Below are 19,289 nucleotides of genomic sequence, written 5' to 3'. Positions count from 1 at the left end.
GACGTCGATAGTGTGCACCGATTAGTACCGAGAGAGATCACTCGAGGACGACGGCGGAGTTCTCGCCCGGAACCGTCGCACCCTCCTGGGCGGCGAACGCCTCGTGGAGCCTGTCGTAGGTGTCCTCGAGTGCCTCGACGATCACCGACGTCTCGCCGATGACGGGCATGAAGTTGGTGTCGCCGTGCCAGCGCGGGACGACGTGGGTGTGGAGGTGGTCGCCGATCGACCCGCCGGCCGCGCCCGAACCCAGGTTCAGCCCCGCGTTGAAACCGTCGGGCTCGAGGGCAGCCTCGAGGGCCTCGAACGTTCGCTGTTTGAGGCGGGCGTGATCGAGCAGTTGCTCGCCGCTCAACTCGGCGTAGTCGCCGGTGTGTTCGCGGGGGATGACCATCACGTGACCGGGGTTGTACGGGTAGTTGTTCAGAAGGACGAACGAGTGCTCGCTCCGGGCCACGAGCAGGTTCTCCCGGTCCTCGTCGCGTTCGGGCAATTCACAAAAGACACAGCCCTCGACGTCGGCGTTTTTCTCCTCGCGTCTGATCCACTCGATGCGCCACGGGGCGAACACCTGGTCCATACCCGATACCACTCGAGCGTCGCCAAAAGACGTTCGGCGCACACCGACCCAGAGCCGCCGCCAGTGTGGCTATCAAACATGTCGAGTGGTAACGCATCCGCGCCTCGTTACCAGAATTGAAAATGGGGCGTTAGCGGACAGGATAAACGGTGTCGAACCGCTTTGGGAAGCGATAGCCAACGAAATCAGCCGTCTCGCGTTCCGACTCACGATTCGATATGAAGCGTGGGTTTAAGACAATACTATCGGAACTAACCCGTCAATGGCAACGACAGACGACTCATTCAACGGAATGACCGAACACTGTGACCACTGCGACCTCGAGACGCTCCACGAAGTCTCGGTGCAGATTCGGACCGAGAGTATGAAAGAGGAAAACTCACAGTTCTCCCGCGAACCCTACCGCGTGAGCGAGTGCCAGCAGTGTGGCCACCGGACGAGCCAGCGGATGAACAACGCCTGATCGGAAGACGAGCCCCCAAGACTACGCGAGGTCACAGCGGTCACCCGTTTTCTGCGGCCGACGCTCTCCTTCGGCGTTCGACGGCGATACCGTCGAGTCAGCGGCTGGCGAGCACCCAGCGAAGTCTCGAGTCGAATTAACGAGTGGTCACTTCACAGCCGTTCTCGGTGACGATGAGCGTGTGCTCTTTCTGGCTGACGAGATAGCCGTCGTCCTCCTTGAGAACGGGGTAGCCGTGGACATTGTCGTTTCGCTTCAGCCGCCGAAGCGCCATCTCCGCGCGATCCGTCTCGAGCCACCGGGTCGCAAACGGGAGCGTTCGGAACTCGTCGGTGATCTGTGACAGTGCCTCGCGAGCCTGGCGATTCCGGACGTTGCCCTCCCGCTCGAGCGAGAAGATCTCCTCGCTTGCACCCTCCGAGACTTTGCCGCCGCCGTCGGTCGCGAACGGTTCGATCGCGACGACGTCGCCGACCTCGAGGGTCGTCCCCTGGGAGACTGCCCGGTTGGGAATGTTGGGGCTGGTGTGTTGTTCCCAGTGGCCAAGGCCGTGACCAGTGAGGTTGACGACGGGGTTGAAGCCGTAGCCGTCGATGACGTCCTCTATCTCCGCACCGATCTCGCCGGTCTCGATGCCCGGCTCGATTACGTCGATCGCGGCCTCGAGTGCTTGTTCGGATGCTTCCGCCAGTTCCGGATTCCCGGAGAGGTCGACCGTAATCGCCGTGTCGGCGAGCCAGCCGTCGATGTGAACCCCGATGTCCAGGTTGATCATCTCCTCGCCGAACGTCGACTCGTCGTCGATCGAAGGCGTCGCGTGGGCGGCCTCCTCGTCGATCGAGATATTGACCGGGAATGCGGGTTTCCCGCCGAGTTCGCGGATGCGGTCCTCGGCGTATTCGGCGACCTCGAGGTGGCTTGCACCGACCTCGACGCGCTCGGCTGTCTCTTCGCGCACCTGGGCGAGGATCTCGCCCGCCTCGCGGTGTTTCTCGTATTGCACGGACTCTAAGTCCACCTCGGATTCGGCCATGCACCGGGGTTAGATCGGTCGACAAAAAGAGGTTCCGCTCCCGCATGTCGAACGACTGGCGTGTGAAACCGAACTTACAGGACCGAGGTCATCCGTCACCGAACTCGAGGAGAATCGAACGATCGGTCGATCGTCGTCGGTCTCATACGGTTTACTGTAAGTCATTTCCGGCGCAACCGCGACCCGTCCGGCGGTTGCGCCGGTAAATCGTTACAGTAATCCGTATCAGTCGGCGTCGGTCCACTCGCAGTCGAGACAGGTGTCGACCCCCTGTACGTTCGATACGATCGCCTCACAGCGAGGACACCGCGTGGCGGCGTGATACCGTGGTTTCAGCATACTCGCAACCACGAAGTCGACAATTATAAAGATAGGGTAACGACGATCGTCGAATCTCACTCAGGTCGACCGGGTTGCTCGAGCGGTCTGCATCGCCTGGCTGTTGAACGCCAATCCCGCGTTCCCACGGGCGTCGAGGACGATCACGCCGGCGGTCGAGCCGGTTAGCTCCGCGAACTCCTCGATCGCGAGGTCGGCCGCTGCCTGTGCCTCGAGACCGCCTTCGGCGTGGCTGGCGACGCGACGAGAGAGGGTGACGCGGGCGATGTCCTCGCCGGCGCCGGTCGCGCTGACGGCAGCGGCCGGCGAACAGTAGAAGCCACAGCCGACCTGCGGGACGTCGCCGACGCGTCCGGCGAGTGCAAGCCAGCGCCCGCCGGTCGACGTCGCCGCGGCCAGTCCGTCGCCATCGAGGGCGACTGCGCCGACCGTGTCGTGATCGAGGTCGCCCGCTCGACCGTCGTTTCGACGACCGTCGGGATCGGCGCGTCCGTACCGGTCGCGAATCCACTCGAGTTCGTCTCCGGGTGCGCCGTCGTTCGCCGGACACTCGAGGTCCTCCCACCGATCGCGCGTCCGGTCCGACCAGAGGTCGACGCCGGTCTCGATCCCGTATCGATCGGCGAGCGCGACCGCGTGCTCGCCCGAGACGAACCCGTGGGGCGTCTCTTCCATGACCACCCGCGCGACGGCGAGTGCGTGCTCGACGTTCGGCATCGAACACACCGCACCGACGGCCCGGTCGTCGGTCATGATCCCCGCGTCGGTGCGGATCCCTCCATCGCTCTGGACCGCGCTCCCGACGCCGGCATTGAATCGCGGCGACGACTCGAGGATCGACACGGCCGCCTCGACCGCGTCGACCGGATCCGAGCGCTCGGAACCGGCGTCGGCCGCTCGCTCGAGCACCGCCTGTCTCGGTTCGGGTTCGTTCGGCACGCCGCCGGCACCGCCGTGAACCAGCACCTGCATGAACGCCCCTCCGCTCGAGAGTCCCATAACGATTGTCGTGTCGGAAGCGGTTCGAGAAACGGTCGTCGCGAGACCGACGACGAAACCTGTACACTTACGACGACGGGTTGTGAATCGTTGTCGACGATGGCACCAGTCGCGATGCTCGTCGGCTTCTGTGCCGTGATGGCGATGATCGCAATCGTCCGGCTGGTGATCGACGACGATCGGGACCTCGTCGACGTCGGAACGACGTCGATCGTCGTTGCGATCACGGCGCTCGCGTCCTGGTGGGTCGCCCTCGAGGAAGGGTGGCTAATGCCCATCGAACGAACGGCGTTGCTCGCGGCCGCAATCGCTTTCGGCGGGATCGGTGTCGTGCTCGTCGTCCGATACTGGAACCGGACGGACGTCACGGCGAACACCGACAGAATTCCAGCGCGGGACACGGCGAGTGCGGCTGAAAACGGATCGAACGGGGCGACCGAAACCGACCGGCCGGACTCGCCGTACCAGCCATCCACCGATCGTCCGTCGGCCGATCGCCCCGCCTCGGACCGAAGCGCCACGGACCGTAGCAACGACGACCGCTCGAGCGAACGGTGAGTGAGATCAGCGGACTGGGCGATCGGTCGTGACGATCTTCGTCGTGGGTCGTACGAACTCTCGGTTCCGTCGTCGATCCGAACCCTGTTTCCGTCGTCAGCCACACGAACTCCCGCGTCGGATTTATACCCGACTCGTCCCTACACTCTCCCGTGAGCACGCGAACGAGTGCGCTCGATGCAGTCGTCTTCGGAGTCGACGTCCAGAGCGGCGACGTGCGCGGCGACGCCCCCTCCTACGCGCTGGTCGAGTACGACGGCGAGGAGATCGACCGCGACGTCGTCTCCCACCGGAAACTCCGGCGGCTGATCGACGACGAGGAGCCGGCGATCGTCGCGACGGATAACATGTACGAACTGGCCGCGGACAAAGACCAGCTCGTCCACTTTCTGGGCTCGCTTCCGACGGGAACGAAGCTGGTCCAGGTGACCGGCGACGAACAGCCGGAACCGCTCTCCCGCGTCGCGAAACGCCATGGAATCCCCTACGGCAAGGAGCCGATGAAAGAAGCCGAAGCCGCCGCCAGACTCGCCGCCCACAACGTCGGCTACGAGGTATCGGCGTTCACCGACACCACCGAGGTCAAAGTCTCGAGGGGGCGTTCGACCGGAAGCGGCGGCTGGAGCGAGGACCGCTACACCCGCCGGATCCACGGCTCGGTCAAACGCCGATCCCGCGAGGTCGAGTCCGACCTCTCGGAGGAAAATCTCGAGTACGAAAAGGAGGTTCGGGAGTCCTACGGCGGCTACGCGAACGCGGTGTTTACCGTCGAGGGGAAGCCAAGCGAGATTCCCGTCTCGCGGAACCGATCGGGCGACGTTCGCGTCGAGATCGAACGGAAGCGACGGGACGGCATCGAGTTCCGCCCGCTCGTCAAACGGCGAGATCACGTCATCGTTGGCATCGATCCCGGGACGACGACCGCCGTCGCCATCGTCGGTCTCGAGGGCGAGGTGCTCGACGTCTGGAGTTCGCGAACGACCGACACCGCTGCGGTGATCGAGTGGATCGTCGAGCGCGGCCGACCGATCGTCGTCGCGGCGGACGTGACGCCGATGCCCGAAACCGTCGAGAAGTTCCGCCGGAGCTTCGACGCCGCGGGCTGGACGCCCGAGACGGACCTCCCGATCGACGAGAAACAACACCGGACCCGCGAGCATCCCTACGACGACGACCACCAGCGCGACGCGATGGCCGCCGCGCTGTACGCCTTCGACGATCACGAGGATCAGTTCGAGCGCATCGCCCGAAAGCTCCCGCCAGGGATCGACCGCGACGAAGTCACTGCCCGCGTCGTCGCCGGCGAAGAGAGCGTCGAGGCAGTTCTCACGGATCTCGAGGAAGACGACGAAACCGACGAGGAGTCCACCGAACACGAGCCCCGAGAGCTCACCGAGGAAGAAAAACGGATCAAGGACCTAGAGCGACAGGTCGACCGCCTCCAGTCCCACGTCGGCACGCTCGAGGACCGCCTCGAGGAACGCGACGACCGGATCGAGGACCTCGAGGCCGAACTCACCGTCTCCAAACGCGAGGAGCGAAAGAAGGTCAGAAAGGACCGCGAAGTGAGCCGCCTCGAGCGCAAGGCGAACCGACTCGAGCGCGAACGCGACGAGGCCCGCGAAGAGATCGAAGCGCTCGAGGATAAAGTCGAACGGATGAAAGCGCTCTGGAAGCTCGATCACTCGAACTTCAGCGACGTCTCCGCGGAAAAAGAGGGGCTCGTCCCGGTGAAAGTTGTCGAGAAGTTTACGAAAGGTGCGATTCGCGAGGCCGACGACCAGTACGGCATCGCGGCCGGCGACGTCGTCTACCTGCGCGATGCCAGCGGGGCAGGTCGATCGACCGCCGACCTGCTCGCGGAGTTCGACCCTCGCGTCGTTCTGAAAGAGGGCGGACTCTCGGAGGTCGCCGACGAAATTCTGTTCGAAGCCGAGATTCCGGTCGGGCCGGCGGGCGACGTCGCCATGCAGGAAGTCGACGAACTCGCGGTCGCCCGCGAAGAAGACGTCGAGGCGGTTATCGACGACTGGCACGAGCTGGCTCGAGAGCGCGAACTCGACCGGAAAGCAGCGATGGTCGATCAGCTCATCAGTGAGCATCGAGCGGGCGACAACGAAGTCTAGCGTATCGCGGTCGGCCGCGTTACCCTGCCGACTGTACCGGCGACAGCACCTGCGACACCCCCTCGAGTCTGACTTCCTCGGTCAGGTCCCCGGGTTCGTCGACGGGACCGTTGACGAACAGCGCGTGGCCAGCGAAGGCGAGTGCGACCCCCCAAAGACGACGACCGCGAACTCGAGCGCGATCGTAGTCATGGTTCCGACGACGCCGGCGGTGGCGATGCTCACAGCGATACAGATCAACACGATATCGTAGTAGTGAAGCGTATACGCCATACGAATCGTGGATGACGAGGCGACGAAACGAGTGGGCCTCGGATCGTTGGCTCCGGACCCGATGAGGGGTTAATCTCGTCGCCGTCAGAACATTCCGAAACTCTGGAGCATCCGCGTGATCAACGATTTGACGATCAGACCCATGCCGGCGAGGATCAACGCGAGTCCCGCGGCGATGTAGATGTTGACGTACGCGACGAGTCCGATTCCGGCCAGCAGAATCACGATCCCCACGATTCCGACCGGGCCGAGTTTGTCGAGCATAGCCGGACGACTCGAGGCGAGGGACGTAAAACGCGTGGTTTCTACGTACTGCTGTCCGTCAGTTCCGGGACGACCGCGGGCCGTCCAACGGTCGCCCCGATACATCGTTCCAGCAGTCCGTATCGTCGATTCGAATCGCCAGGGGAGACGATACTCTCGTCGGGAAATCGATAAAGCGTTAAACGGCTCCGACGTAAATCTCGAGCCATGAGCGACGACGGCGAGGGTGGTCGGAAGAACCTCCGGATGCCGGAAGACGACGAGGTCTTCGCGACCGTCACCAACATGCTCGGAGCGAATCGGGTGAAAGTACGGTGTGCCGACGGAGAGGAGCGAACCGCACGCATTCCCGGCAAGATGCAAAAGCGCATCTGGATCCGCGAGGACGACGTCGTCCTCGTCGAGCCCTGGGACTGGCAAGACGAGAAGGCAGACATCACCTGGCGCTACGAGAAAGCCGACGCCGACCAGTTGCGCCGCGAAGGCCACATTCAGTAACGCGAGATTGTACTCCATAGTCCGTTGTGTCGTCCGGGAGCGTCGCTGCCGCCAGCGCGTGCCGGGTATTTCGATCGAAAGCACACCTCGTGGCCCGACTCGAGGTGTATCAGTCGACGTCGGCTCCGTCGGGCTGGCGATCGAACACCTCGAGCACCGGTTCGACTTCGTACAATCCGGAAAGCCGCCGATCGTGTTCTGAGTCGGGAAGCTCGACGATCACGGTCGACGTCTCGAGGAACTCGTCGAGTCGGTCGCGTTCGACGCGGACACCGCTTTCGTCCCACGCCTCGACGCGCCACAGCGGCGTCCGGAACAACCGGTCGTAGGCGACGATGGCGTCGTCGCCGACGCGATACTCGACGCCCGCGTAGCGAAGCCAGTAGTCGACGTGGACCAGCGTGAGCGGGACGACGACGGCGACGATCACGAGTCCGATCGCACCCGACCAGACGCCGCCGAGCGCGAAGACGGCGGGAAACACTCCGACAAACAAGGTGACGGGGGGGCGTTTCGCGTGGGACGTCGTCGCGAGCAGTCGGCCGCCGACGGTCGGGCGCACTCGTCGATAATCGTCCGCCAGGGACGCCTCCACCGCTTCGTGCGCCGGCGGTTCGACCGTCAACTCGAGGTCGACGCAGTAGGATTCGCCATACGCCGTCAGTTGGTCGCGGTAGACGCCCACGAGGTCGAATCCGAACTTCGTGAGAACGATGCCGACCAGGAGGACGCCGCCGGCGATCGTCGGATTGGCGTCGCCGATCGGCTCGTCGCTGGCGAGCGAGGGATCGGCCACTGCGGCGACGAACGAACAGAACAGTCCGACGAAAAACAACACCGCGCCGCGCCAGAACACGCCGTGGATCGCCGTCTGGGCGCTGTGTTCGCGATAGCCCCGCCGGTAGAAGTACTCGAGAGCCGTCCGGCCGCCCTCGCCGAGGAAGATCGCGAAGACGGCGAGAGTGACGGTGTCGATGGCATCCCCCTCGAGCGCCCCGGAACCGACGACGCCGACGGTCAGGGTTCCCACGACGAACCAGACGACCGCGAGCATCGGGGCCAGGACAGCGATCACCGGGAGCGTCGAGAGCTGTATTCCGACTCCAGTGAACGGAATCGGAATCGCGGTGGGTCGATCCGCGAGCGCGCCGACGATCAGCATCTCCGGCACGAACTCCGAGGGGCGGCCGGCGAAGACGGCCCGGACGACGGCCCAGAAACTCATGACGGCGAGTTCGAACCAGTAGATGGCCACGAGCGTCGCCGCGTTCCAGCCGAAGACGAGGACGCCGACCAGCGGAACGAGGTTCACGACGAGGACGGCGGACGCCTCCGCCGTGATTCCGCCGCGCACACGATCGATGACACTCATTTACGGATCGTCGTAATGGTCAGCGTGTGGCGGAGGTGCTACGACTCATCGTCACCGATCAGCGTCACGTCCAGGCCGTCGACGCGCTCGAAGTGGTCGTCGCGTGTGACGACGGTTCCACCGGCATCACGAACGACGCCCGCAATGAGGGTATCGAGCGGCCCGATCGGTTCCCCGGCGCTGTGGAGTTCCCCGTCGATTCTCGCGGCTTCCGCGGCTCCGTCGATCGTCAGCTCTACCGGTTCGACCCAATCGAGGTCGGAGCGGGCTTTCTCGAGGCCGTCGGCGCCACGGGTTCGAACCGCGCCGACGAACGTCTCGTGTAACGCCGGGGTCGGCGCGAAGAGTGGCGTGTGTTCGCTCGACGCGAGAAACTCGCCGACGTACGCCTTGCCCTCCAGGTAATCGATCAGGACGTTCGTGTCAAGACAGTTCATTCGCGCGCTCCTCGAGGTCCCGGGTGTACTCTTTGCGGTACGATTCGACCTCGTCGCGAAGACCGGTGTTTTCCCACGAACCGAACCCTTTCATCACGTTTCGGTTCTCCCCTGTGATTCGGAGAATCGTCTCCGTGAAACTCTCACCCTCTCGTTTGTGCTCTTTGAGGCGATCGTAGGCCTCTTCCGTGACGGTGATCGTCTTCGTCCCCATACACGTACTTGTACACGTAGAAAGTTATAGCTGGCGTCGACCGAGTGGATGGGCGTACACTCGCCGTCTCGAGCGGACGGTCGACCTTCTTCGACTATCACCAGTAATTATATTATCCTACAGGGCGGCTGTCACGATGGAAGCCACGCGCTCCAAAACCGGACGCGGGGGCATGCGTACGAAATGCCCCGGGTGCTAAGGACACCCGAGACGTGTGGCTTCCAAGCGTCCGCTTGGTTGCCATGTTTCCATTACTGGTACCGAGACAAAAAGGTCTCGCACGACGGTCCAGTATCGTCTTCGAACAGCTTGCGGTTCGCGACAGCGTCCACGGTACCGACACACACACACACACACACACACACACACACTCGGCTCGAGAACGCTGTCTGTGGCGATTCCATGGACGACGGCGGAGGTTCCACGGGAGGCGGTTCCACAGTCGATACCGTTGGTTTCGCGGACGACGGCGACGTCCGTGGCCCTCGAGTCGACGCCCCCGGGGGGCGGCGCCGATGAGTTCGAAACGCGACGCGGCCGACGCGGATCGCGTCGACCGCTCCGACGAGAGCGTCTGCGACCGGTGTGACGAACCGGTCCGTGACGATCGGGTGAGTCGTCTCTCCGCGGATCCCTGTCCCGAACTCACCGATCGGTACGAATCCGTGAGGCGGGTGTACTGTCCCGACTGCGTCGCCGCGGTCGGCATGCTCGAGTTTGCGGCTGGAGCGCGGGCGGTATCGTCGACGAAGCCGAGCAAAGTCGCTCGAGTAACGCCCTCGAACTCGAGAGCAATCAGCCCCTCTGAACGTACCCCAACCGTCAAACGGCGCACTCGAGAAGACGCGACACGGGTGAACCACCGGTGACCGGTTCCGACCGCGGTCCGACGCGTCGAACGCTTCTGCGAAGTGGCGTCGCGGTCGGCGCACTCGCGACCGCCGGCTGCGTCGGCTCTCTTCGCGGCCCGTCGGATCCCGACGAGTTCGACATCGAGACCGTTACCGAGGGGCTGAACCAGCCCTGGGGTCTCGAGTTCCTTCCGGACGACTCCCGACTGCTCGTCACCGAACTCGAGGGGCGGCTCTCGCTCGTGGACCGCGAGGACGGCGCGCGCGAGGAAATCGACGGGACGCCAGCGGTCCACGACGCCGGACAGGGCGGTCTGCTCGACGTCGTCCTCCACCCCGAGTTCCCGGACGAACGGTGGCTCTACCTGACCTACGCCGCGACGACCGACGCCAACGGCGACGAGTCGACCACCCACCTCGGCCGGGGACGACTCGAGCCAGAGGCAGCCACGCTCGAGGAGTTCGAGGTGCTGTACGCGGCCGAGCCGTTCGTCGGGTCGAACGCCCACTACGGCTCCCGGGTCGTCTTCGGCCCGGAAGACAGGCTCTACGTCACCGTCGGCGACCGCCAGTTCGACGAGTTCGGCCCGGATCACGTCTCCCAGGACCCGACGAATGACCTCGGAACCACGCTTCGGCTCGAGGCCGACGGCTCGATCCCCGAAGAGAACCCGTTCGTCGACGACGAGGGGGGAGACGCGGTCTTCAGCTACGGCCACCGGAACGCCCAGGGGATGACGGTCCACCCCGAGGCGGGCGAGATCTGGCAGAGCGAACACGGCGAGGAGGACGGCGACGAGATCAACGTCCTCGAGGCGGGCGGCAACTACGGCTGGCCCGTCGCGGGCTACGACTGCGAGTACGGGACGGACGAACCGGTCGGCGACGATCCCCGCGAGCGCGAGGACGTGGTCGACCCGGTCTACTACTGGGAGTGCAACACGGGCGGCTTTCCGCCCGCCGGCGCGACGTTCTACGACGGCGAGGCGTTCCCCGACTGGCAGGGCGACCTCTTCGTGGGCAACCTCGCCGGGGAGTATCTCGGTCGCTTCGCCGTCGACGGCCGGGACGTCGAGGAACTCGAGGCGCTGCTTGCCGACCGCGGGTGGCGGATCCGTGACGTCGCGGTCGCCCCCGATACAGAGTCTCTCTACGTCGCGGTCGACGACAGCGACGCGCCGATCGTTCGGCTCGTTCCACCGGAAACCGACGAGTGATACTCGAGCCCGAGTCGCGACGTCGCTCGAGGGGAAGGCGGCCGCGTAGTCGACGGATCCGCTCGCTCGAGCGACAAGAACGACCATAAAACGTTTTCTTACCGGGGTGTCGACAGTGTGGGTATGAGTACACAGGAGCAGTCGGGCGCAGCCGCCTCGAGTGGAACGCGATCGCCCGACGCGGTCGTCGTCGGTGCCGGAACCGCCGGCTGTTACGCCGCGGCGACCGTCGCACGGGAAGGGTACGACGTCGTCGTCCTCGAGCGGAAATCCGAGGAGGAAGCGGGCCACATCGCCTGCGGGGACGCCCTGAAGGGTGCGGACGCGTTTCCGGAGTCGATTCCGAAGTCGCAGATCGAACCCGCGTTTACGAACACGGACGTCGACCACGGCCGCTTCGAGATCCCACAGGAGGATACGGTCCTCGAGATTCCCGTGCCGGGCGAACTGGCGGTCATCGATCGCTGGGAGTACGGCAAGCGGATCATCGAGGGTGCGGCGGATGTCGGTGCCGAATTCCACTACGACACCGTCGTCACGGCCGTCCGCCAGGCCGAAAGCGGCCGCGTCACCGGCGTCGACGCGATCCGACAGGGCGAACCCGTAACCTACGAAGCCGACGTCGTCGTCGACGCCGCGGGCTCGCTTTCAGTTCTGCAAGACGAGGTCGACTTCGGCGACTCGACGTTCGACACCAACGTCAACTACTCACACTTCTGTTCTGCTTATCGCGAGATCGTCCACGTCGAGGAGCCGGTCGAGTGGTCCGATGCCCTCGTCTTCAAACCGACCGACCGGGCGGCGGGCTATCTCTGGTATTTCCCGCGCACGGAGACGGAGATCAACGCCGGGCTGGGCTTCCAGATGACCGAGGAACCCATGAAACTCGTCGACGACCTCAAACGCGACCTCGAGAATCGCACGGAGTTCAGGAACGCGGACGTCGAGGACAAACTCGGTGCCGCCCTCCCCACCCGCCGGCCGTACGACTCCGCGGTCCACCCCGGCTACGTCGCCGTCGGCGACGCGGCGGGACACGTCAACCCGACGACCGGCGGCGGCATCGCCGGCGCGGCCTACGCCGGCAAGTACGCCGCCGATCGGATCGTCGAAGCCCTCGAGACCGGCGATCCGAGCGAGGAGGTCCTCTGGGCGTACAACGAGCGCGTGATGGACCACTTCGGGGCACGGTACGCCGCGCTCGACGTCTACAACATCCTTTCGACGGCGATCGACGTCGACGATCTGATGGGGCTGCTCGCCGCGATGCCCGGCGAAAAGCTTGCAGAAGCGCTCTACTCGGGGAGTACGGACATCGGAACGAAGCTCAAACTCGAGGCGCTGCTCAAGAGCCGCGGCCACTGGGGAACAGTCTGGAACCTCTACCAGACGAAACGCTGTGCCGACGACCTCCTCGCACACTACGAGAACTATCCCTCGAGTCCGGACGGCCTCGCCGCCTGGCAGGACCGACGCGACGAGTTGATGGACGCCGTCTACGAGACGACCGGTGCGGACCCGAAGTACTGACCTCGTGTCCGCGAGCTAGCGATGCCGATCTTTCCACCCGAACGCCGACCGACCGTGGACATCGTTACTCTCGGCGACGTCTCCGGAACGACGATCTCGACCGCCCGCCAGACGCTCGAGGGGACGTTCGGAATCGTCGCCAGACGCCGCCGTGGTCCGGATCCGGACCGCGTGTGCGACCCCGAGCCGTCGCCGTACACCGACGAGGAACTCTTCGAGAGCGCACCCCTCCTCGATGCGATCGCGGACGCTAACGAGGCCGATCTCGCGATCGGACTGACGGCCGCCGGCATTCGCCACGACGGGCAAGACCGGCTGTTCGGACTGGGGGAGGTCGGCGGCACGAGCGCGGTCGTCTCGACTTACTGCTTCGATGAGGCGGAGGAATCGTTCACCGAGCGCATCGAAAAACAGGTGCACAAACAGATGGGGCGGCTACTCGGCCTCGATACCACCCACGGAGGCTGCGTGCTCGAGCGTGCGTCGTTTCTGGGCGCGCTCGACGAGACGGACTCGGGGTTCTGTACGGAGTGTCGGGCGCGCCTGACCGACCCGGAGACCGCACCCGCCCCGCCGCTGTGGGTCGTCAGCGACTCGCCGGTGCTCGCGGAGAATTTCGACGCGGATGTCGAAGAATCGAACGACGCGAGCGCCGCAGGCTCGCGAACCGACGACTCGGGCCTCGAGCTTTCGCTTCGGACGCTCCCGCTCGTTCCGATCGGATTCGTCGCCATGGCGCTGTCACCGTTCGCACGCGGCGTGTCCCGATTCGCGGCGTGGGAGTCGACGCTCCCGCCGGAGACGCGACGGGTACTCCACGGCGGCTACCGGATCGGCCGGTTCTGGACGTTCGCCGCCCTGTTCGTCGCACTCGCAGTTCTGACCCTGTACGCGGAACTCAGCCTCTACGCGCGAGTGCTGGGGACCAGCCCGGGGGCGGCGATCGTCTGGGGGATGATCGTCGTCGCCATCGGGCTGGGATTCTACGGCCAGTTGCTCGTTCGCTCGATGGTTGCCGGGGCGTACGAGGGACTCCTTCGCGGCTCGCAGTCGCCCGAAACGCGGAGACGCTGACCAGTCTGATGTGATACGCGGATTAATTGCGATGTGAGACGTTGATTAGTTTCGACTCGAGTCACCGCCACTACAACAAAAATAGCGGCGCGATCCCGGAGAGCCAGAGGAAGACGACGAGTGAGACGGTCGCGACTACGAGACCCTTACAGACCGACCACACGAGTCCGAATCGCCGTTCTCGCAGGAGTTCCTCGGGCGGTTTATCGGAGAAAAACGGCGTGACGTCGCCGTCGCGGAGGATCGTTCCCTTCGAACCGGCCGTCCCGCCGTCCGTCTCGAGACCGGTGTTTGCGTCGACGCGGCCGAACGCGTAGAGTTCGTCTCCCGGTTCGATCCACGCGAGGTCGAACGTTCGGTCGTACTGCATCCCTCGTTCCGGGAGGTTCCGCGTTCGCTCGAACGAGACGACCTGCTCCGGCGGGTTCTCGTAGCTCTCGACGGTTCGCTCCGCTCGTCGTTCCTCGGAGAGGTCGAACTCGGCGGCCTCGACCGCCTCCGGCGAGACCTCGATCCGTCCCGATTCCGTCTCGAGGGAAAACGACGCGACTCGCCGCTCGGAAAGCGGCCGGCGGCTCGAGCCGTAGCCCGAGTCTCGAACGGACAGGTCGTAGGCGACGCAATCGCCGCCGATGACCGGCACCGCAAGCGGCGAGCCGGTCGAAACCGTTCCGGAGACGGCCGCCGGCCCGACGGCGACGGCGTCGGGCGAAGACAGCGGCGTGTCGGTGATCGTCACCGCCTGGCGGTAGCGGGCGAACCCCTTCGCGACGGTCACCACGCCGACCACGGTCCCGGAAGCAGACGCGATGAGGAGGGCCGCGTAGAGAAAGACGGCGAGGATCACGCGTCGACCTCACTCCGGGGCGGCCCCGAAGCCAGCGGTTCCGTTTCGTTCGTCGCCTCCATCATCGCTCGAGCCCGTTCCCGGCGGATCGTCGTCCCCGTCATCACCCGGCGGATCGTCGGCTCCGTCCTCGCTCGAGTCGCCGACATTCGAACTCCCGTCGGAGCCGCTGGCATCCGAACTCTCGCCAGCCCCGCCGAACCGATCGCTGACGTCGATTCCCTCGTGGGCGGTTGCCGAGGCGCGAAACGGCTCGCGGCGCTCGAGTCCGTGTCTGGCCGCGACGAGTCGTTCGGGAAACCGTCGAATACGGACGTTGTAGGCCGCGACGGCCTCGTTGTAGTACTCGCGACGGGTCTCGAGGCGTTGTTCGATATTCGTGAGGCTGTCCCGGACGTCGTCGAAGCGGTCGGCCGACTGGAGCGCCGGTACCTCGTCGGCGACCGCGTAGAGGTCGTCGATCGCCTCCCGGATCTCGACGCTCGCAGCCGCGGCTTCGGCCGGCTGCTGGACCTCGATCGCGCGTTCGCGGGCGTCGAGTAGCTCCTGGAGGACGTCCCGTTCGTGTTCGACGTGCTCGACCGCGAGGTCGATCAGCGCCCCGACCTCGTCGTGGCGTCGCTCGAGCAGAACATCGACGTTCGCCCAGGCGCGGTCACAGCGCTCGCTGGCCTCGAGAACCGTCGTCTCCACCCGGCCAACGTACCTGAGGCCGCTGTAGCCGGCGATCGCGGCAGCGAATCCGAGGACGATCGTCACGAACCAGGCCATTTCGATAGTAATTCGATAGCTAGTACTTGAATTTTCTCGAAGTGTTCGGGAGGGTATCGGTCGGCGTCGTCGACGGCTCGGTGTTCGCTCTGAAAGAGGCACATCGAGCGAACGGGTCGTCAGAGTCGAGCCCGAAGTCGGTCGATCCGTTTCTCCGTCGACGGGTGGGTGCCGAAGATCGTTCGCGTGACGAACCGTCGCGTCCGGTCGAAAAAGCGGTGTTCGTCCCACGGCGGCGGGACGATGGCGAAGGCGACGGCCGTATCCCGCTCGCGGAGATCCTCATGCGGCCGGCGCTCGAGATCACGATCGAGCGCCTCGAGCGCGCTCGCGAGGCCTGCTGGATCGCCGGTGATCGCGACCGCGCCGTCGTCGGCGGCGTACTCGCGTCCGCGAGAGACGAAGGCGACGTACCAGCAACTCGCGATCCGAACGACCGCCGCGAGCGGTTCGACGACGGGATTGTAGCCGTACCGGCTGCGAGAGAGCCGCGCGACGGCACCGGGGGCCGACAGCGCGGTGAGCACCGCGGCGTCCCGGTTTTTGAGGTGGGCGAGTTCGTGGGCGACGACGGCCTCGAGTTCGCGTTCCTCGAGCGTCTCGATCAATCCGCGCGAGAGGACCAGCGTCGACGCGGCCGGCCGGTAGCCAACCGTCAGCGCGATCGGCGTGTCGCGCTCGGGCACCCGAATTTCGGGAGTCGGAAGGTCGGCCTGCCCGGCGAGTCGGGTCACGAGCGACTCCAGTTGCGTTCGAGACCGTTGGCCGTCCACCGCTGCGCTCGAACCCGATTCCGTCCCACCGGCGACCTGACCCGCCGGCTCGCCCGCGGCGAGCGTCTCGAGGTCGAATCGATCCTCGAGATCCCGGAGGACGGCGGTGTCACCGGCGAACTCCGCGCGGATCGCGCCGCCTGCGTAGACCCCGACGAGTACGAGTGCGCTCGCGGCCGCCAGCGAGACGGCGAGGGTCTCCGTCGGGATGCGGGTCGCCGCCCAGTAGCTCCCGCCCGCCGCGGCGAGCGCACCGATCGCCGCGAGGGCCGCGGCCCGCGGGCCCGCAGTTCGCTCCAGGCGGACGCGAATCCGTTCGACTTCGTCCGTAAAACCGTAGACGTTGGCGGGATCGACGGGCTCCTCCTCGGCACTCTCGGCGGCGCGGCGCTCCACGGCGTCTCGAACCCGGTCGACGTGGTCGGGTGCGAGAATCGAACCGAAGACGAGCCAGCCGAGGGCGGCGACGACGAGCAGGGCGAATCCTGGCCAGACGGCTGCGCTGAGGTAGCCGACGGCGAAGACGACGAGGACGAGCCAGTTGCCGCCGGTCGTGCGCTCGTCGTCCACACCGTCCCTCGAGCGAAGCCACTCGTGGGCGGCCCAGACGTAGCTGACCGTCACCAGGTAGAAAAAGCCGAGCAGAATCAGAAGCGCGAACGCGGGATCGGGGAGTGTCGAACGCAGGAACGGCAGGGCAGCCAGGGCGATCAGCAGCGACGAGAGCAACAGCACGTACGAGGCGAGTTCGACAGTTCCCTGTGCGAGCGCGCCCGCCGGCGACCCGCGCTCGCGGGCGGTGCGGACGGTTCGCAGCGACAGTTCGACGGCGACGAGACAGGTGATCGCGACCGCGATCACGAGCGCCGCGGCCACCGGTTCGACGAGGAGACTGGAGTCAGTACCGGGAACGAACGTCGGTGATGAAAACGCTTCGACGCCGTAGCGAACCCCCGCGTAGACGGGGACGGCGACGAGCAGGAGGGCCGCGCCGACGACGGCACTCGAGAGCGCGAGACAGCAGCCGGCGGCGACGACCGTACGGACGAGGAGGCTCGCTCGGGTGCGGATCGCCGTCACGGCGAGTTCACCTCAAGTCGCGGCGGCTCGGACCGGGCGGAGGGTGACTGCGGGGATGGCATATCGTTCGAATGATCCGTCTCGAGGGACAAATATCGTGGTCGTTCTCGACGGGTCCCGGAGTGCAGCCGAGAGCCGTATGTTCCTCACGGGGTGGTAGTCACGGGTTCTCGGGTTTTGGCGGCCCTCAGCGGTTCTCGAGCCCGACCCGCTCTATCGAGCCGGCCAGGACGTCGACTCCGTAGCCGATGCTCGGCTCGTCCACGTCGAACGTCGACGTGTGGTGGCCGCCGGGGTGGTCGGTTCCGACGCCGACGTAGCATGCCGTGCCGCCGTTTTCCTGGACCGCCTCCATCAGGAACGTGGCGTCCTCGCTCCCGCCGAGGTCGTCGCGCTCGAGGACGCTATCTACGCCGTCCGTCCTCGCAGCCACGTCGGCGACGATCGAGACGAGTTCGTCGTCGCTCGTCGCGCTCGGGGCCTCCGCGCCCGGTTCGATCTCGACGTCGCAGCCGTGCATCTCCGCGGCGCTCCGGAGGACCTGGCGGGCGTTCGATCGCACGTACTCCATCAGCTCGGTCGTCTCGCCACGGACTTCGGCGACGATCCGGGCCTCCTCTGGGACGATGTTCGCCGCGCTCCCACCCTCGACGACGCCGGCGTTGATCCGGGTCGCACCGTCGCTGTGTCTGGGGATGCCGTACAGGTTCTGGACGGCCGTCGCCATCGCCTGGACGGCGTTTCGCCCCCGCTCGGGGTGGCCGCCGGCGTGTGCCGGTTCGCCGGTGAACGTCGCTTCGAGGTGTGAGACGGCGAGAAAGCCGTCGACACCCGCGACGACCTCGCCGGTTGGATGGTCGAGTCCGATGTGGACCGCGAGCAGGGCGTCGACGTCCTCGACGTGCTCACTTTTGGCCATCGATTTGCCGCCGCCGATGACTTCCTCAGCGGGCTGGAAGAACACCTTCAGCGTGCCCGAAAACTCACTTTCGGCGATCCGCTCTATCACGCCGATACCGATCGTCGCGTGAGCGTCGTGGCCACAGGCGTGCATCGCACCGTCGTTCTCCGAGCGGAACCCCTCGGCGGCCGGCAGGTGGTCGGCGTCGTCGGACTCCTCGCGCGGGAGGCCGTCGATGTCGACGCGCAGTCCGACGGTCGGCCCATCCCCCTTCTCGAGGACGGCGACGGCACCTGTATAGCCGCCCTCGAGGCGCTCGAGGATTGCCTCGTCCGTGCCGGCCCCCCGGGCCCGTTCGTACCATGCGGCGAGTTCGGCGTCGTCCGGAACGGCGAGTCGGTGATCGCCCGCGATGGCGTCTGGACCGACGTGGAGTTCGTCGAGGTCGACTCTGGACTCGAGTTCCTCGACGATCCGCGCCGTCGTGTAGAACTCCCGCCAGGCGGGTTCGGGCTTCCGGTGGAGGTCTCGCCGAAGCGAGACGAGGTCGTCTGCGGTCATAGCGGACCCAACGAATGCTCGGGGCATAAATGCCGTCGTCTCGAGAAACCATGGCGGCGGCCCTCGAAGTGTCGCGTCTGCGAGCGTCGCTCAGTTTCCGCGACCCGCGCCGTGGATCTGTTCGACTTCGGCCTCGATGTGAACCGAATCCGGAAAGTTCTGTGAGGCGATGTTCCGCGCGAGGTTGTCGTGGCCGTGGATCTCGAGTTCGCGGGTGAAGATCGTATACTCCCAGGCGGAAAAGCGCCGGTCGTCGTCGGCGTGAAGACGGCTGTGCTGGGGAACCGACCGCGTCTCGGGGGGGTGTGAGTGGGGTCCTTTCAGCGCTGCACCCTTCCGTTCCGCGGTCGATTTGATGTCGTTGACGATGCCGTCGAGTGCCGCGCGATCGCCGCTTTGAAGCGTGAGACGGGTGACGAAGGTCATGGTTCCGGTGTCGAATCGTCCACGGCCGGCGCGTAAAAATCTGCTGTGATCGGGTCCGTCGTGTCAATCTTCGACCACTGGTGTGTCCGAACGACGAACGGT

Annotated in this window: 20 protein-coding genes and 1 pseudogene; 8 read left to right on the top strand and 13 right to left on the bottom strand. The window is 65.6% G+C overall.

The features are described 5' to 3' along the window. Positions 1 to 37: 37 nt before the first annotated feature. The gene (locus FYC77_RS04005; protein ID WP_149080219.1) at positions 38 to 580 is read right to left on the bottom strand and encodes an HIT family protein; all 543 of its coding nucleotides are present in this window, start codon (positions 578 to 580) and stop codon (positions 38 to 40) included. Between the two features lie 262 nt (positions 581 to 842). Between FYC77_RS04005 and FYC77_RS04000 the strand changes: the two genes are divergently transcribed. Beyond that, entirely contained in the window at positions 843 to 1,043 is a 201-nt protein-coding gene (locus tag FYC77_RS04000; protein ID WP_149080218.1) for a DUF7835 family putative zinc beta-ribbon protein, read from the top strand. Between the two features lie 136 nt (positions 1,044 to 1,179). Here FYC77_RS04000 and map read toward each other — a convergent pair whose 3' ends face one another. Continuing rightward, positions 1,180 to 2,076: a type II methionyl aminopeptidase gene (map, locus tag FYC77_RS03995; RefSeq protein ID WP_149080217.1), complete on the bottom strand. Its 897-nt coding sequence runs from the start codon at positions 2,074 to 2,076 to the stop codon at positions 1,180 to 1,182. 399 nt (positions 2,077 to 2,475) lie between these two features. Continuing rightward, complete coding sequence (locus FYC77_RS03985) at positions 2,476 to 3,387, bottom strand: isoaspartyl peptidase/L-asparaginase (RefSeq protein ID WP_149080352.1); 912 nt, start codon at positions 3,385 to 3,387, stop codon at positions 2,476 to 2,478. 126 nt (positions 3,388 to 3,513) lie between these two features. Here FYC77_RS03985 and FYC77_RS20335 point away from each other — a divergent pair, with 126 nt between their 5' ends. Together FYC77_RS20335 and FYC77_RS03975 are read left to right on the top strand one after the other, a co-directional pair. Then, a complete protein-coding gene (locus tag FYC77_RS20335) occupies positions 3,514 to 3,972 on the top strand; it encodes a hypothetical protein (RefSeq protein ID WP_202911768.1) in 459 nt (152 codons plus the stop codon). 152 nt (positions 3,973 to 4,124) lie between these two features. Next, positions 4,125 to 6,098 carry a DUF460 domain-containing protein gene (locus tag FYC77_RS03975; protein ID WP_149080216.1) on the top strand — a complete coding sequence of 658 codons (1,974 nt, stop codon included), beginning with the start codon at positions 4,125 to 4,127 and terminating at the stop codon, positions 6,096 to 6,098. 81 nt (positions 6,099 to 6,179) lie between these two features. Here the strand turns inward: FYC77_RS03975 and FYC77_RS03970 are convergent, their stop codons facing one another. Both FYC77_RS03970 and FYC77_RS03965 read right to left on the bottom strand, forming a co-directional pair. Continuing rightward, positions 6,180 to 6,371, bottom strand: coding sequence for a hypothetical protein (locus FYC77_RS03970; protein WP_338016483.1), 192 nt, complete (start codon positions 6,369 to 6,371; stop codon positions 6,180 to 6,182). An 84-nt stretch (positions 6,372 to 6,455) separates the two neighbouring features. Continuing rightward, positions 6,456 to 6,635 carry a DUF7470 family protein gene (locus tag FYC77_RS03965; protein WP_149080215.1) on the bottom strand — a complete coding sequence of 60 codons (180 nt, stop codon included), beginning with the start codon at positions 6,633 to 6,635 and terminating at the stop codon, positions 6,456 to 6,458. A gap of 204 nt (positions 6,636 to 6,839) precedes the next feature. Here FYC77_RS03965 and eif1A point away from each other — a divergent pair. Further along, a pseudogene (gene eif1A / locus FYC77_RS03960) lies at positions 6,840 to 7,133 on the top strand (translation initiation factor eIF-1A); the annotation flags it as partial. Positions 7,134 to 7,242: 109 nt separating this feature from the next. Here eif1A and FYC77_RS03955 read toward each other — a convergent pair. From FYC77_RS03955 to FYC77_RS03945, 3 genes are read right to left on the bottom strand one after another with little or no spacing between them, the layout of a single operon-like run. Beyond that, positions 7,243 to 8,505: a DUF6498-containing protein gene (locus tag FYC77_RS03955; protein WP_149080213.1), complete on the bottom strand. Its 1,263-nt coding sequence runs from the start codon at positions 8,503 to 8,505 to the stop codon at positions 7,243 to 7,245. 38 nt (positions 8,506 to 8,543) lie between these two features. Continuing rightward, a complete protein-coding gene (locus FYC77_RS03950; protein WP_149080212.1) occupies positions 8,544 to 8,942 on the bottom strand; it encodes a type II toxin-antitoxin system VapC family toxin in 399 nt (132 codons plus the stop codon). Beyond that, positions 8,929 to 9,156, bottom strand: a complete 228-nt coding sequence (locus tag FYC77_RS03945; protein ID WP_149080211.1) for an antitoxin VapB family protein — start codon at positions 9,154 to 9,156, stop codon at positions 8,929 to 8,931. Before FYC77_RS03945 ends, FYC77_RS03950 begins: the two co-directional genes overlap by 14 nt. A gap of 515 nt (positions 9,157 to 9,671) precedes the next feature. Here FYC77_RS03945 and FYC77_RS03940 point away from each other — a divergent pair. The 4 genes from FYC77_RS03940 to FYC77_RS03925 all read left to right on the top strand — a co-directional run bounded on the left by FYC77_RS03940 (position 9,672) and on the right by FYC77_RS03925 (position 13,828). Further along, positions 9,672 to 10,025 (top strand): hypothetical protein, encoded by a 354-nt coding sequence (locus tag FYC77_RS03940; protein WP_149080210.1) that lies wholly within the window; start codon positions 9,672 to 9,674, stop codon positions 10,023 to 10,025. Beyond that, positions 10,022 to 11,224, top strand: coding sequence for a PQQ-dependent sugar dehydrogenase (locus tag FYC77_RS03935; protein ID WP_149080209.1), 1,203 nt, complete (start codon positions 10,022 to 10,024; stop codon positions 11,222 to 11,224). Before FYC77_RS03940 ends, FYC77_RS03935 begins: the two co-directional genes overlap by 4 nt. A gap of 123 nt (positions 11,225 to 11,347) precedes the next feature. Beyond that, complete coding sequence (locus tag FYC77_RS03930) at positions 11,348 to 12,754, top strand: geranylgeranyl reductase family protein (RefSeq protein ID WP_149080208.1); 1,407 nt, start codon at positions 11,348 to 11,350, stop codon at positions 12,752 to 12,754. Between the two features lie 54 nt (positions 12,755 to 12,808). Continuing rightward, a complete protein-coding gene (locus FYC77_RS03925) occupies positions 12,809 to 13,828 on the top strand; it encodes a hypothetical protein (RefSeq protein WP_162354469.1) in 1,020 nt (339 codons plus the stop codon). Positions 13,829 to 13,898: 70 nt separating this feature from the next. Here the strand turns inward: FYC77_RS03925 and FYC77_RS03920 are convergent, their stop codons facing one another. The 5 genes from FYC77_RS03920 to FYC77_RS03900 form a co-directional block, all read right to left on the bottom strand. Continuing rightward, positions 13,899 to 14,675: a hypothetical protein gene (locus FYC77_RS03920; protein WP_149080206.1), complete on the bottom strand. Its 777-nt coding sequence runs from the start codon at positions 14,673 to 14,675 to the stop codon at positions 13,899 to 13,901. 9 nt (positions 14,676 to 14,684) lie between these two features. Beyond that, positions 14,685 to 15,446 (bottom strand): LemA family protein, encoded by a 762-nt coding sequence (locus tag FYC77_RS03915; RefSeq protein WP_149080205.1) that lies wholly within the window; start codon positions 15,444 to 15,446, stop codon positions 14,685 to 14,687. Between the two features lie 119 nt (positions 15,447 to 15,565). Continuing rightward, entirely contained in the window at positions 15,566 to 17,299 is a 1,734-nt protein-coding gene (locus FYC77_RS03910; protein ID WP_149080204.1) for a M48 family metallopeptidase, read from the bottom strand. 187 nt (positions 17,300 to 17,486) lie between these two features. Then, complete coding sequence (locus FYC77_RS03905; RefSeq protein ID WP_149080203.1) at positions 17,487 to 18,761, bottom strand: amidohydrolase; 1,275 nt, start codon at positions 18,759 to 18,761, stop codon at positions 17,487 to 17,489. A 90-nt stretch (positions 18,762 to 18,851) separates the two neighbouring features. Further along, positions 18,852 to 19,187: an uS10/mL48 family ribosomal protein gene (locus FYC77_RS03900; protein ID WP_149080202.1), complete on the bottom strand. Its 336-nt coding sequence runs from the start codon at positions 19,185 to 19,187 to the stop codon at positions 18,852 to 18,854. Positions 19,188 to 19,289 lie beyond the last annotated feature (102 nt).

Origin of the sequence: Natrialba swarupiae, from assembly GCF_008245225.1 — an archaeon.
In the GTDB taxonomy this organism is placed as follows: domain Archaea; phylum Halobacteriota; class Halobacteria; order Halobacteriales; family Natrialbaceae; genus Natrarchaeobius; species Natrarchaeobius swarupiae.
This window is presented reverse-complemented; position numbering and strand designations above follow the sequence as displayed.